Source organism: Acinetobacter sp. DSM 11652 (assembly GCF_900109815.1).
Lineage (GTDB): Bacteria > Pseudomonadota > Gammaproteobacteria > Pseudomonadales > Moraxellaceae > Acinetobacter.
Genome location: NZ_FOBK01000001.1, coordinates 131,847 through 146,498 on the forward strand (window position 1 = coordinate 131,847; position 14,652 = coordinate 146,498).

Sequence of the window (14,652 nt, forward strand, 5' to 3'; positions counted from 1 at the left end):
AAAAAAACCTGCAAATTTGCAGGTTTTTTATTTTTAAAATAGCGTTCAAATTTTTAAAAAATATGACAATGAAAGTGTTGGCTAAGAATATTTTTGACAGTTTGCAAATGCTTACTTTGATCTTGCTTTCTGAAACTCAAATATAAGCTGATATTCGGTAAATCGATTTCAGTTGATTTAATTAAGACATTTTCACTGAGCAAGCTTTCAACATATTTTGGAACAATGGTCCAACCGACTTGCATCGCTACAAGATTAATATTCATTAAAATGTTACTCGAGTATTGAGCAACTTGAATAGATGTATTTAGAGCTTCAAAAATGTTTTGAATTTTTTGGAATAAGATCGGTGAGGCAGTTTCCTCGCTCATGATAAATTTTTGGGCAATTAAATCCTGTTTTGAAATACAGTCTAAATGCGCATGGGCTGAATGACGAGGAATCAGCAAGATCAGGGGCTCACTGAACAATTCGATAGAGGCAATATGTTCATCATCGATACATTGGCGAGTGAATGCGACATCAATTTTTTGATCACGAAGTGCTTGGATTTGATGTAAACAGCTCAAACTATGAAATTGAATATCTAAATCAGGCTGTTGTGCACGAATAATAGGCATGACATAGGGAAAAATTTTCATTTCTGCCACAGGTAAAAAGCCAATATTTAATTTATTTTTCTTGGTATTCGCCATAATTTGAATCTTGTGTTTGGCGTCTTGAGCAAGTTTCAATATATGTCGAGCATCTTTTAAAAAAGTTTCTCCTTCCTCTGTGAGCGATAAGCTTCTGCTTTTACGAATCAGCAGGGATGTACCTAATTCCGTTTCAAGATCTTTAATTTGCTGACTTAAAGAGGGCTGCGCTATAAAAAGTTTTTCTGCAGCACGCGTAAAATTAAGTTCTTCGGCAACTGAGACGAAATATTTCAAATGTCGAAGTTCCATGCGTACCGATCCTTAATCGCCATAATAAATGAGGTTGATTATACGTTTGAATTGCTAGAACTTCAGCGTGATTCACGTTTAAAGCTAATTTAAGAAGAAAAAAACCGACCCATATTGAAATGAAATATTGGTCGGTTTTTATCAAGTAAAGTATTAAATGATTGAGAAGATCAAGCTAATGAATCCAATAAAGGATACGCCCAAAATGATTTTTTTTATTTGTGACTCAAAATAGGTCAGACAAAGTGCAACAAAAAGCGCAGCGAATGTCAGTACACCAACCCAATAACTCATCATATTACTGACTTGTCCTTTGCTCATGCAGAGGATAAGCCCTAACGACAGGAATCCCCATCCAACCATTGAGGCTATTTTCTGGTGTTTAATACTCAATGTTTGACCAAAAATTTGTTTTTGATGCTTTTGCATTGCACTGGCTAAACCTATAAAACCTAAAGTACAAACTGCCCAAATGAGGAGAAAAAAGCTCATGGTGATTACCCCTCTACCTTAGGTAAAACTTGACTCTTTTTTAATGGAGTTCCTTGATGATTTTGAACTTTGTAAAGTGCAAAATAAAAAACCACTGCTAAAACTAGCATCGCCAGATCGAACGAAGCGATAACCCATTGACCGTGAGCTATAGAACACCATAAAGGTTGACCACCTGTGATAAAGTTTACAAGCGGAAGTAAAGCGAAAAGCAGGGTAGCGAGACCCAGTAATTCAAGCCAAGCTTGGCGATGGGTGCGAAAAACAGCATAAACCAGTGTGAAGAGCCACACAATAAAGAATGTACGGATTTCCCAGTTTAAACGCATTTCCATGTCGGCAGGGATAAAACGGTTTGCATAAAAATAAGCTGCACAAGCAATAGGTAAGCCGATAATCGCAGCGATGTTGGTAATCTCGACCGTACGATACCCAAAGGATTTATAACCTTGTTTCGCTTGTTGAGGTGCACGTTTGACGCACCATAAAATTAATCCTGTTGCGACCATTAGCGTGCCAACGATACCAGAAAAAAAGAGTATCCAACGTAAGGCTAAATCAACTCCTCGTGCTTCATGTAGAACAGTGGCAACATTGTAAATGCCATTGGGAATAGAAGGATTTTTGAGTTGAGTGGAATCATCTGTAATGTTTTGACCTGTCACACCATTGAAGTCTAAAGTTTCATATACGCCACGATGAGCGATACTTGCGCCGTGTAAAGCACGTAACTCAATGGTCGCCTTCGATGTATTTGGTGCTTTAATTGTGATCGAACCAATCGGATTGTTTTTCCACTTCGCTTCAGCTTGAGTGAGGATCGGAGCAATATCTGTAAGTGGTGCAGGTTCAGCTTTTCGATCTTGGTTGCGCGTACGTCGACTTTCACCTCGATTCTTTCTCTCACCATCCATTTTGTTAGTATGTTCATTTGATGCTGACTGCGTACCACGAGCCTCAATTTCTGTACGCGCATTCATCATCGAGCGCTGATTTCCTTGCGGTTGATCAGTACGAGTCTGCCCTTGTGGTTCTGCTGGATTTTGAATTAAGGATTTTCGTTGGTCTTGTAGAAAGGCGCCACGATTGTCATAAATTTGCTGTACCCCCCACGGCATGATGGTAAACAATAATAAAAGTAAACCACTAAAAGTGATCATGATATGAAAGGGAAGTGCGAATACAGCTGTTGCATTATGTGCGTCTAACCAAGAACGCTGTCCTTTACCTGTTCTAAAGGTAAAGAAATCTTTAAAGATTTTCTTATGGGTGATGATGCCACTAATAATTGCAACAAGCATAAACATGGTTGCTATGCCCACAATCCAACGTGACCATATACGTGGCATTCCGTATAATTCAAAATGGAAACGATACAGAAAACTACCACCACGGGTTTCACGGGCTTCTAATACTTCACCTGTGGCACTGTCAATCGTCACACGTTTACCACCGCGACGAGCATTGGGATCTTCTCCGACATTCCGGATATTCAGTGTGGTGTAATTTTGACGAGCATTGGGTAATTGAATTCCCCAGCTCCCTGCATCATCATGATTATTCTGCAAATATTGCAGAGCGACTTGCGTCTGCTCGAGTTGAGATTGGCTTGGAATCGATTGGTGATACTCGGGCTTCATCCATGTACTGATTTCTGCTTGGAAAAAACTCAAAGTACCAGTTACAAAGATGGCATACAGCAACCATCCTAGTATCAAACTAGCCCAAGTATGTAACCATGACATAGACTGGCGTGGGCCTTCAGCTTTGGCATCACTTCTCATGAATTAGTTCCCCATGATTTTATAGATGAGAAATAAAGCAAGGCTAGGTAAGACGATGCCCAATGTAGCTTTTCTGGTTTTGTGAACCATAAAAACCCAAATAAACGCTGCACACTGTAAACAGAAAGCAATGAGCGTTGCTGACATCGCTGCGCTAGATTGATATGTGCTAAATGTTTGTGCAATCACGATAGCAGAGAGGGATGCAAGCAAATAACCTCCAATACCCGCCAATAAAAAACGATAGAGCACCATCAGGCGATAACTGATAGAAACTGATTTAGTAGTCTTACGAGTTTTTTTTACTTGATTCCCAAGTGTTAACTCGCCTGGTAGTTCGAATTCTGTACTGTTCATAAAAGTAAGAAAGTGTGAGTGTATGTAACTATTGTAAATGATAACAATTATTGTTTATCTTTAGAATTATAAATTTAGCATTTTAGAAATAAATTTTTAATTGAATTAGCTTGGGCATGTTAATTGCAGAGTTGTAGTTATTTTTTATCGATAGGTAAAATTTATGACGTATCAAGTTTTTTACTGCAAAGCTAATCCTGATGCTCAATTTGTGTTGTTATCTTCAGGGTTAGGAGGGCATGGACATTTTTGGCATCCTCAATTAGATATATTGACTCGATTTTTTCATGTCATTACATATGATCAACAAGGATGTCATGCAGATGCTGCATTACTAGCACCAACTTATTCAATGACCGATATGGCAATACAAGTGATACAGATTTTAGAGGATCTAAAGATCGATGAATTCCATTTTATCGGTCATGCTTTAGGTGGGCATATTGGAGCGGAGTTAGCCGTTTTAATTCAAAATACAAAATTGGAAATGTTGAGTTTGACCAGTATTAATGCGTGGGACTCACTAGATCCACATACGCTCAAATGTTTTGAAGCTCGAGAATCGTTATTACAAAATGCTGGTGCAGAGGCATATGTTAGAGCTCAAGCATTATTTCTTTATCCACCTGTATGGATCTCGGTTAATATCGATCAAATACAACAAGCAGAAAATAATCAACTCCGAAACTTTCCACCAAAAGAGAATGTACTGAGACGTCTGAAGGCTTTAAAGGAATTTAAAATAACGAATGAACATATCACCGCACTTCAACGAACTCCAATTCACTTGATTGCAAATCGTGATGATTTCTTGGTTCCAGTACATAAGACTCTTGATCTTCAGAAAAATTTTGTACATGCACAATGCTCAATTTTTGATGTAGGTGCACATGCTTCTACTGTGACTGAGCCAAATATCACTAATCAGGCACTTATTCAATTTCTTCGATCACTCTAGCATTTGAAACTTTTCAATTGCATATAAAAAACCACGATTGAGATCGTGGTTTTTTTAATTATTTTACCAAATGGTATTTTTTGGAACATCTTATGCACTTTTTTATGACGTTGTTTAGGAGTAATGGGTATTGGGATTATGTGATTAATTTATCATAAGGTAAAATATAAAATTATTAAGCTATTGTAATATATAATAAAATAATAGTTGGCACATCATTTGCTAAATATCTAATACAAGCTCGAAAGCTTAATCCTACTAAATCGAATTTAACTGATCGTTAAATTAGGAGTGTTAGATATGAAAATTGGTGTCTTTTGTCCGATCGGAAATAATGGCTGGTTACTCTCAGAAAATGCTCCTCAATACAAACCAAGTTTTGAGTTAAATAAAAAAATTGTCCAACGCGCAGAGCATTACGGTTTTGACTTTGCATTGTCTATGATCAAGCTGCGTGGTTTCGGGGGTAAAACTGAGTTTTGGGATCACAACTTAGAAACTTTTACGCTTATGGCGGGTCTTGCTGCAGTCACCAGCAAAATAAAAATTTATGCAACAGCTGCGACGCTAGTGATGCCGCCTGCCATAGTTGCACGCATGGCATCTACGATTGATTCAATTTCGAATGGTCGTTTCGGTCTAAATGTCGTCACAGGTTGGCAAGCGCCAGAATATACCCAAATGGGCATGTGGCCCGGTGATGAATATTTCGGAAAGCGTTACGAATACTTATCTGAATACGTACAAATTCTGCGTGAATTATGGGCAACAGGTAAATCTGATTTTAAAGGTGACCATTTCCAAATGGATGATTGCCGAGTTAGCCCACGCCCGCAAGCAGAGATGAAAATTATCTGCGCTGGTCAATCGGATACAGGTTTGGAATTTTCTGCTCAACACGCTGATTACAATTTTGTTTTTGGTAAAGGGCTAAATACACCAACAGCATATGCAGAAATCAATGATCGTTTAAAAGCAAAAACAGATATTACGGGTCGTGATGTTCAAACCTACGTTTTGTTCATGATTATCGCTGCTGAAACAGACGAAGAAGCGATGGCGAAGTGGCAACATTACAAAGATGGTGCTGATATTGAAGCGATCAACTGGTTAATGAATCAAGGCGGAAAAGATACTAAATCTGGTGCAGATACTAATATTCGTCAAATGGCTTCATCAGTATCACCAGTCAACATCAATATGGGGACGTTAGTGGGTTCTTACGAAACTATCGCAAAAATGCTAGATGAGATTAGCGAGGTAAAAGGAACTGAAGGCATTTTACTGACATTTGATGATTTTGTTAAAGGTGTTGAAAGTTTTGGACAACGGATTCAGCCGCTTATGAAATGTCGTGAACATGTTGTGGTTGAAGGAATGAGTTCAGAACCTGTGTTGGAGAAAATCGCATGAGTCATTTAGAAAATACCGTTGAAGCTGGATTTACTGCACAAGCGGGTACGGGTGTAAAACTCAAAGCCGAACCGGAAAATATTGTGCTTGCACCTGAGCAAACAGCATTAATCGTGATTGATATGCAAAATGCGTATACGTCAAAAGGTGGTTATTTAGATCTTGCTGGGTTTGATGTGTCGACGACAAAACCTGTGGTTGAAAATATTAAAAAGGCAGTTTCTGCAGCACATGATGCTGGTATTCAAGTGATCTATTTCAAAAACGGTTGGGATAATCAATATCGTGAAGCAGGTGGTATTGATTCACCAAACTTTCATAAATCAAATGCACTGAAGACCATGCGTAAGCGTCCTGAGTTACAAGGCAAATTGTTAGCAAAAGGGGATTGGGATTTTGAGTTGATTGATGAGTTGGTGCCAGCTCCTCAAGATATTGTGATTGAAAAGCCTCGTTATAGTGGATTCTTTAACACAGCGCTAGACAGCATGCTTAGAGTTCGTGGAATTCGTAATTTGGTTTTTGTCGGTATCGCGACTAATGTATGTGTTGAATCGACGCTCAGAGATGGCTTCTTTCTAGAATATTTTGGCGTGGCTTTAGACGATGCCTGTCATCAAGCAGGGCCAAAAGAAGCCCATGTCGCAAGTATGTACAATATAAAAATCTTCTTTGGATGGGTGTCGAATACAGAAAGTTTTATCAGTAGTTTTGCAGATCAACCAACACTCGCTGAAAGCGCATAAATATTTATAGATTCTAAAATTAGGAAATAAGTCATGTCAAAAGAAGTCATTATTCCAGTGGGTTCAGGTAAGCCACTCGCACCGTATTCACCAGCAACTAAAGCAGACAACATTGTCTATGTTTCAGGCACTTTGCCTTTTGATGAAAACAACAATGTAGTTCATGTTGGAGACGTAGCAGCACAGACACGCCATGTCCTTGAAACAATAAAGAAGGTCATCGAAACTGCTGGCGGAACAATGTCGGACATTACTTTCAACCATATTTTTCTGACAGATTGGGCAAACTACGCTGCAATGAATGAAGTATATGCCGAATATTTTCCGAATGCAGAACCAGCTCGTTACTGTGTTCAAACAGGATTAGTCAAACCTGATGCACTCATCGAAATTGCTTCGATTGCTCATGTTTAATTTGAAAGCTTTCATCACCCTATTATGAGTCCCTCACTGACTGTTTAGGCGATGAGGGATGGAGAACACTATGAATGCAAATGTGCAATCAATCAATTTACCCGAGGCAGTGAGTGCCACACTCAACATTGACCAACAGGTTTTTAGACAAGGAATGTCGAATTTAGGTGCAGCTGTCAATGTCATTACTACAGCTGGTCTAGCAGGAAAAGCTGGCTTCACAGCTTCAGCTGTATGTAGTGTGACAGATACGCCACCAACATTGCTGGTATGTCTAAATCGATCAGCATCAGTATTTGAAACATTTAAAAGTAATCAGGTTTTGTGTGTCAATACTTTAAGTAGTAGTCAAAAGCATTTATCAAATGTGTTTGGGGGTAAAACTCCAATGGCAGAACGTTTTGAAAAGGGGGACTGGTCAACATTAGTCACAGGTGCACCTATTTTAGAAGGTGCGCTAGTGAGTTTTGATTGTGAAGTCGTACAAAGTTTATCGGTGGGCAGTCATGATGTTTTGTTCTGCCAAGTAAAGGGGATGAAACAGCAAGCGGGTGAAAAAGCCCTCATGTATTTTAACCGCGCATATTGCGAGCCAGTTCCAATGGTCTAAAACAGCATGCTTGATCAGGAGAAGGTCGATGAGCACAAAAGAAACATGGTTTCCAAAATTTAAACCTTTCCAAGGAAATCTAGACACGACCGCAGTTCAAGTAGATGAGTACTTGCCGCCAGGTAAAAGTATGGTATTGGGGCTGCAGCATGCATTTGCAATGTTTGGAGCAACAGTACTTGCCCCTTTACTAATGGGTTTCGATCCGAATCTTACAATGTTTATTACGGGTATTGGGACAATATTATTTTTCCTAATGACTGGGGGGCGTATGCCGAGCTATTTAGGCTCGAGCTTCGCTTTCATTGGAGCAGTCATTGCAGTCACTGGTTATACCGGTGTTGGCTTAAATCCAAACTTAGGCTTAGCACTTGGCGGTACCATTGCATGCGGTATTTTGTACGCCTTGATCGGTTTGATCGTGATGAAAACTGGCACAGCATGGATTGAAAAATTGATGCCACCAATTGTGACTGGAGCAATTGTGATGATCATTGGTTTGCATTTAGCGCCAGTGGCGATCAAAAGTGTCTCTGCTAATCAGTTTGATTCATGGATGGCTCTAATCACGATTATTTGTATTAGTGTAATCGCCGTATTTACTAAGGGCATGATCCGTAGATTGTTATTGCTCATTGGCTTAGTGGCTTCTTACTTTATTTATTTTTTACTCACCAATGTTTTGGGTTTTGGTACAGCGATTGATTTTACTAAAGTCAGTGAGGCAGCTTGGTTCGGTTTACCTACTTTTCATGCGCCAGTGTTTGAATTTAATGCCATGCTGCTTATTGCTCCCGTAGCGATCATCTTAGTCGCAGAGAATCTAGGACATTTCAAAGCGGTATTGCAATGACTGGACGTAATCTTTCACCATATATGGGACGAGGTTTCTTTGCTGATGGTGTATGTACGACCTTGTCTGCATCAGTCGGTGGAACAGGAATGACAACATATGCTGAGAACATTGGTGTGATGGCGGTAACCAAAATTTATGCGACCACCATATTTTTATTTGCTGGCGTATTTGCAATTTTGCTAGGTCTATCACCAAAATTTGGCGCGGTTATTAGTACGATTCCTGTCGCATTATTAGGGGGAGCTTCGATTGTTGTTTTCGGTCTGATTACAGTGGCCGGTGCTAAAATTTGGGTGGACAACCGCGTAGATTTTACCAAAAACAGTACTCTGTTGATTGCTGCTGTCACCTTAATTATGGGGACAGGCAATTATAGTTTACAAATTGGCAATTTTGATTTGGATGGAATAGGGACTGCAACATTAGCGGCTATTTTATTGAATCTTTTCTTAAATCGAGAAGATAAGAATGCGCAAACAGTAGAGCTCGAAAACAAACCGCATTCAGCAGAAGCAACGGCACTCCCTAACACTCAAATTTAAGGTGAAATTAAAAATGAAAATTGCATTTATCGGTTTAGGTGCTATGGGATGGCACATGGCGAGCCATTTACCAAAACTAGGATTTGAAGTTTTAGTTTGGAACCGTAATTTTGAAAAAGCAGAAGCACATGCACAAACATTTGGTACTAAAGCGACCTCTGTCGATCAAGCAGTGAAAGCAGATTTTATTTTCAGTTGCTTACCCACCAGTGCAGATGTCGAACAGCTTATTGCTCAAAATCCTCCGGTCAAGGGGAGCGTATGGATCGACTGTACCAGTGGTGTACCTATAAGTGCTTTAAAACTTGCAAATCAGTTGAAATTTAATGGTGTTGAATATTTAGATGCCCCCGTTTCTGGGCAAACTATAGGTGCTGAAAAAGGGACACTGACGGTAATGGTTGGGGGTGATGTCGATGCTTATAAGCGTGCAAAACCGATTATTCAGGCATTTGCAGGATTAATTGAATATGTCGGGGAGAGTGGTTCTGGATTTGCTGTTAAAGCGGTGAATAATACGTTGATGGCAACCCATCTATGGGCACTTGCAGAAGGATTGACGGTATTAAAATCAAAAGGAGTAGATTTGAATAGTGCATTGAATTGTATTAATCATTCTAGTGGTAAAAGTTCAATGTCTGAAAATATTATGGCGCAACGTGTCTTGAGTCGTGCATTTCCAAAAACCTTCGCCTTAGATCTTTTACAAAAGGATATTGGAATTGCGACCGATCTAATTCAAGAGCAAGCGTTGAATTTGCCAACGATGCAACTTATACAAAATCAGTATAAGCAAATTGAAAAAGTGAAAGCCCAAGATTCTGATTTTTCAGCTGTGGTTCAGGTGCTTGAACATCAATCTAAAATTGAATTAAGTTAAATCTAGCGTCGAAATACCTTATAAAACCGCTTAATGTAGATTAAGCGGTTTATCTATGAATGCTCAATGAGATTAGCTTTGTTGATATTCATTAATGACTTCTAACGCGGCTCTAAATGCTTCTTGGGTAGCTGGAGCACCACAGTATGGCAAGCTGTGCAAAAGAACCTCTTGGATTTCTTCAACAGTTGCGCCGTTGTTTAAAGCGCCACGTACATGACCTTTAAGTTCTGTTGGGCTTTTTTGGGCTGTTAAAAATGCAATCGTGATTAACGAACGATACTTGCGCGGTAAAACACCTTCACGTTGCCAAGTTGAACCCCATGCATGCTCATTAATCCAATCTTGAAGTGGTTGAGTAAATGGAACTGTATTGTCTTGTGTACGTTTGACAAAAGTTTCTCCCATCACTTCGGTACGAACTTTTAAACCATTTTCATAATCTTGTTTTGACATTTTTTTCCTCATAAAAAAGCGCATCTTAAGATGCGCTATAGCATAAATATTAAGCTGGGATTTCAATCGCAATCGCAGTTGCTTCTCCACCACCAATGCAAAGCGCGGCAACACCTTTGGTTTTACCTAAGCGTTTTAATGCATGGATGAGAGTCAAAATAATACGTGAGCCTGATGACCCCAATGGATGTCCGAGTGCACAAGCTCCACCATGAATATTGACTTTTTCAGGATCTAAATGAAAAGCATCAATCGCTGCCATAGTTACCATCGCAAACGCTTCATTAATTTCCCATAAATCTACGTCTTCAACAGTCCAGCCCGCTTTGTTTAAAACTTTTTCTATTGCACCAACAGGTGCGATGGTAAATTCTGATGGGTGTTGAGAATGAGTTGCGTAAGCTTTAATCGTTGCTAAAGTTGAAAGCCCTTTTGATGTTGCGTGTTCAGCAGAAGTGACTAAAAATGCTGATGCACCATCACTAATTGAACTGGCATTGGCTGCAGTAATTGTACCGTCTTTAGCAAATGCTGGGCGTAGCGTAGGAATTTTATCAATTTTTGCTGTAAATGGATTTTCATCTTGTGCAACGATGACATCGCCTTTACGTGAACTTACTGTAACGGGTGTGATTTCATCTTTAAAATAATTATTTTGAATCGCATTCTGAGCACGAGTTAAGGAGCGAATCGCGAAATCGTCTTGTTGTTCACGTGTGTAGTTTTTCTTATCTGCCATTTCTTGAGCAAGAATACCCATTGAATAGCCAGTTTCAGCATCTTCCAAACCTTCTTGGAACATGTGATCAATCACTTTGCCATGTCCCATACGGTAACCTGCGCGTGCTTTGTCCATGAGATAAGGTGCATTCGACATGGATTCCATTCCGCCAGCGACAATAATATTTGCCGAGCCAGCTTTAATGGTATCTGCAGCTTGCATCACGGCTTTCATGCCAGACCCACAGATTTTATTGATCGTTGTTGCACCTACATGATCTGGTACACCTGCAATTCGCATCGCTTGACGAGCAGGACCTTGTTTTAATCCCGCAGGTAAAACACACCCCATAATCACTTCATCTAATTGATCCGCAGCAAGCTTAGATTGGTCAAGTACGGCTTTGATGACTTCAGCACCAAGTTGCGGGGCTGTTAAGCTTGAAAGTCCTCCCTGAAAGCTACCCATAGCGGTACGGCTACCTGCAACTAATACGATTTCTTGACTCATAGCGTTGATCCTTGTCCTGTAGTTTATATGATTCAAATGCGTGTCAATTTCATATGTTCAAAATTTAATGACAGCTATTTATTAGTTGTAATCACATTATCATAAAAAATGAATAAAGATTCATTATTTTGTTTTCATTTAATTTCGCTTATTTTGATGTTGTTTTCTATAACACCATAGTGGAATGAAATATAAAAAGTGGAATGAAAAATAAAAAACGACCCTTTAGGATCGTTTTTTCAGAAGCAATTGGGTGACTAGTATTGTGTAGAATTTGACAAAGCCTGAGCGTGAGGGTTCTCAAGTTCTAAACTCTGGTTAAGTTCAGTATCGAAAACATCAGTCAACATACTGTCAAAACGTTTAGCGTTATACGTAAGCAACTGATCTGCTTCAGCTTGAGTGATGAAATTCTCCTTAAGAGCAGATTCAATATGCTCTTCGAAAGTCAGACCTGTAAATTGGCCTTTGGATTCAGCCTTTTTAAACTTATTCCATAAATCCTCAATTTGAAGCAACATTTGGAATGTAGACTCCATGCGTCCATTGACATCATCGGGATCAGTACTATAGAAGACATGTTTTTTTAATTCATCGCGGAAAGCATTTTCCTGAAGAATTAGTTCACCTAATTTAAGTTTCAAGGCATCCGATGGTTGAGTAATAGGACGACCAAAAGGGAAACAAATAAGTTTGACTAAACTTGCGGCAATTTTTACAGGGAAGTTATCAAACAGACCATAGAACGCTTCTTGAGATGCATATAATGCTTTCTCAAGTGCGAGTTTAGCATGCAGTTGTTCAGCTTCAGTACGTTGACCATTTTCATAAAATTTAAGAATTGCAGTCGCAATAAATAAGTGTGAATGCATATCTGCCAATCGTCCAGACAGCATTTCTTTGCGTTTGATATCACCTGCAAGGAGGCCTAAGCACATATCTGCGACTAAGGCAAAATTAGCACTCAAACGATTAATGGTTTTGTAGTAAGGGCGACTGAAATCATCAGCCTTTACTGAGCCTTCTGTTGATCCGCCTATAAAACCATAAGCAAATGATTTAGCGGTTCGATTAAATGTATAACCCAAATGCTTATAAAGAATGTCATTAAACTCTTTTAATGCTGCATCTTTATTTTCGGCTTGTAAAAGTTGTAATTCTTCAAATAAATAGGGATGACAACGCATCGAACCTTGACCAAAAATCATCAGTGAACGACTCAGAATATTGGCACCCTCAACAGTAATCGAAACAGGGATCGCTTGGTACATGAGCGCCAAGAAGTTACGAGGACCCATTTGGATAGCACGGCCGCCCACAATGTCCATACTATGATTAACAATCTTACGCATGGTCTCAGTTGCGTAGTATTTTGCCATTGCGGTCATAACTGCGGGCTTACCCCCTTGGTTTAAACCACAAGTGACTAAGTAACGGAAAGCTTCGAGCATATAGGTATCGCTAGCGATATCACTTGAAACCTCTTGAACACCTTCGAATTTACCGACTGAAATTTTGAATTGTTGACGGACACGAGCAAAGGCGCCGACATTTAAATAACACATTTCACCTGCAGCTGTTGATAGTGCTGGAAGAGAAATACCGCGGCCAACTGCCAGACATTCCATCAGCATACGCCAGCCTTTACCTGCATTTTCTACACCACCAATAATCCAATCCAGCGGAATGAAGACATCTTTACCATCCACGGTACCATTCATAAATGGCGAACCTGGATTATGGCGTGCTCCTACAATCACACCTTCATGATCAGCTGGTAATAGGGCACATGTGATTCCGTATTCAGTTTTGTTTTTATCACCTAGTAAACCTTCAGGGTCATATAATTTGAAAGCTAAACCGACCACCGTAGCAACAGGGGCAAGTGTAATCCAACGTTTGGAAAAATTCATTTTTAGGCCAAGAACTTCTTGTCCTTCAAATTGACCATAACAAACCACACCTGTGTCAGGAATTGCACCTGCATCTGAACCTGCTTCAGGGCTTGTTAAACCAAAACATGGAATTTCTTCACCTTTTGCTAAACCTGGTAAATAACGATTCTTTTGATCTTCAGTACCGTAGTGTAAGAGTAATTCTCCTGGACCTAAAGAGTTAGGCACCATACAACTGACAGCAGTGGTAAGTGAGCGCGAGGCAATCTTACTCATGATACGGCTTTGCGCAAATGAGCTGAATTGTTTACCGCCGTATTCTTTAGGGATAATTAAACCCAGAAAACCTTTGGATTTAATAAATGACCAGACTTCTTCAGGGAGGTCTTTACGATGATGGTGAATATCCCATTCATCCAGCATCTGGCAGAGCTGTTCGACTTCATGATCGATAAATGATTGTTCTTCTTCAGACAGCGTGGGGTACGGATACTGATCAAATTTCTTCCAGTCTGGTGCCCCCATAAATAATTCTTTTTCCCACCAACTGGTTCCTGCATCCAATGCTTCACGCTCGGTACTACTCATTGTTGGCATTGCATTGGCTAGAGCTTTATAGGCAGGTTGTGTAATAAATTTCATCCTTAACGTATCAATACTGACAATCAATGAAATTAGGATAAAAGGAATACCGAGTATCAGCGACCAAGGGCTGATCAACGCGACTAAAATAGATACGACTGTGAGTATGATAGCCCCAGAAGTTCTTGAGAATTCGAAATAAAAAATAGCCCAGAGTGTTATAAATAGAATAATTAAACTGAGTATAAAAAACATTATGAACTGCTCCATTTATGATTTGGTCATGGAGCCAATACCCACAGTAAATTTAATCAAAGCACAAACATCAGATCTACAGAGATATTGGATCATGAAATGTGAAACGAAAGCGTTGAGTTCTAAAACGGACGCATATTAATACTTATATTGGATAAGATTGTTTGAAAAATATTCAAAATTCAAGCTGAAGAGAGATAAGAAATGTGTCAATAAGTAATTGAGAATTATAAA

At 39.4% G+C, this 14,652-nt stretch carries 13 protein-coding genes and 1 pseudogene; 7 read left to right on the plus strand and 7 right to left on the minus strand.

The annotated features are described in order from the left end of the window. Nucleotides 1–53 precede the first annotated feature (53 nt). The 4 genes from BMW42_RS00625 to BMW42_RS00640 form a co-directional block, all read right to left on the minus strand. The gene (locus BMW42_RS00625) at nucleotides 54–947 is read right to left on the minus strand and encodes a LysR substrate-binding domain-containing protein (RefSeq protein WP_092766010.1); all 894 of its coding nucleotides are present in this window, start codon (nucleotides 945–947) and stop codon (nucleotides 54–56) included. Between the two features lie 153 nt (nucleotides 948–1,100). Then, the gene (locus BMW42_RS00630; protein ID WP_092766011.1) at nucleotides 1,101–1,439 is read right to left on the minus strand and encodes a DUF3325 domain-containing protein; all 339 of its coding nucleotides are present in this window, start codon (nucleotides 1,437–1,439) and stop codon (nucleotides 1,101–1,103) included. 5 nt (nucleotides 1,440–1,444) lie between these two features. Next, the gene (locus BMW42_RS00635; RefSeq protein WP_092766012.1) at nucleotides 1,445–3,223 is read right to left on the minus strand and encodes a PepSY-associated TM helix domain-containing protein; all 1,779 of its coding nucleotides are present in this window, start codon (nucleotides 3,221–3,223) and stop codon (nucleotides 1,445–1,447) included. 3 nt (nucleotides 3,224–3,226) lie between these two features. Further along, nucleotides 3,227–3,580, minus strand: coding sequence for a hypothetical protein (locus BMW42_RS00640; protein WP_035265656.1), 354 nt, complete (start codon nucleotides 3,578–3,580; stop codon nucleotides 3,227–3,229). Nucleotides 3,581–3,743: 163 nt separating this feature from the next. Here BMW42_RS00640 and rutD point away from each other — a divergent pair, with 163 nt between their 5' ends. The 7 genes and pseudogenes from rutD to BMW42_RS00675 all read left to right on the plus strand — a co-directional run bounded on the left by rutD (nucleotide 3,744) and on the right by BMW42_RS00675 (nucleotide 9,999). Then, complete coding sequence (rutD, locus tag BMW42_RS00645; protein WP_092766013.1) at nucleotides 3,744–4,538, plus strand: pyrimidine utilization protein D; 795 nt, start codon at nucleotides 3,744–3,746, stop codon at nucleotides 4,536–4,538. Nucleotides 4,539–4,838: 300 nt separating this feature from the next. Further along, the gene (gene rutA, locus BMW42_RS00650; protein ID WP_092766014.1) at nucleotides 4,839–5,951 is read left to right on the plus strand and encodes a pyrimidine utilization protein A; all 1,113 of its coding nucleotides are present in this window, start codon (nucleotides 4,839–4,841) and stop codon (nucleotides 5,949–5,951) included. Next, nucleotides 5,948–6,697 (plus strand): pyrimidine utilization protein B, encoded by a 750-nt coding sequence (rutB, locus tag BMW42_RS00655; protein ID WP_092766015.1) that lies wholly within the window; start codon nucleotides 5,948–5,950, stop codon nucleotides 6,695–6,697. The genes rutA and rutB overlap by 4 nt, the downstream gene beginning before the upstream one ends. 33 nt (nucleotides 6,698–6,730) lie before the next feature. Further along, complete coding sequence (gene rutC / locus BMW42_RS00660; protein WP_035265663.1) at nucleotides 6,731–7,111, plus strand: pyrimidine utilization protein C; 381 nt, start codon at nucleotides 6,731–6,733, stop codon at nucleotides 7,109–7,111. A 70-nt stretch (nucleotides 7,112–7,181) separates the two neighbouring features. After that, on the plus strand, nucleotides 7,182–7,721 hold the full coding sequence (gene rutF / locus BMW42_RS00665) for an NADH-dependent FMN reductase RutF (RefSeq protein WP_228143063.1): 540 nt from the start codon (nucleotides 7,182–7,184) through the stop codon (nucleotides 7,719–7,721). A 28-nt stretch (nucleotides 7,722–7,749) separates the two neighbouring features. Further along, nucleotides 7,750–9,119 (plus strand): annotated as a pseudogene (gene rutG / locus BMW42_RS00670) (pyrimidine utilization transport protein G). 13 nt (nucleotides 9,120–9,132) lie between these two features. After that, a complete protein-coding gene (locus BMW42_RS00675) occupies nucleotides 9,133–9,999 on the plus strand; it encodes an NAD(P)-dependent oxidoreductase (RefSeq protein WP_092766017.1) in 867 nt (288 codons plus the stop codon). Nucleotides 10,000–10,071: 72 nt separating this feature from the next. On the opposite strand, the gene BMW42_RS00680 is transcribed toward BMW42_RS00675, so the two are convergent. The 3 genes from BMW42_RS00680 to BMW42_RS00690 all read right to left on the minus strand — a co-directional run bounded on the left by BMW42_RS00680 (nucleotide 10,072) and on the right by BMW42_RS00690 (nucleotide 14,418). After that, entirely contained in the window at nucleotides 10,072–10,455 is a 384-nt protein-coding gene (locus tag BMW42_RS00680) for a carboxymuconolactone decarboxylase family protein (protein ID WP_092766018.1), read from the minus strand. A 49-nt stretch (nucleotides 10,456–10,504) separates the two neighbouring features. Then, nucleotides 10,505–11,686 carry a thiolase family protein gene (locus BMW42_RS00685; protein WP_092766019.1) on the minus strand — a complete coding sequence of 394 codons (1,182 nt, stop codon included), beginning with the start codon at nucleotides 11,684–11,686 and terminating at the stop codon, nucleotides 10,505–10,507. 257 nt (nucleotides 11,687–11,943) lie between these two features. Beyond that, complete coding sequence (locus BMW42_RS00690) at nucleotides 11,944–14,418, minus strand: acyl-CoA dehydrogenase (protein ID WP_092766020.1); 2,475 nt, start codon at nucleotides 14,416–14,418, stop codon at nucleotides 11,944–11,946. Nucleotides 14,419–14,652 lie beyond the last annotated feature (234 nt).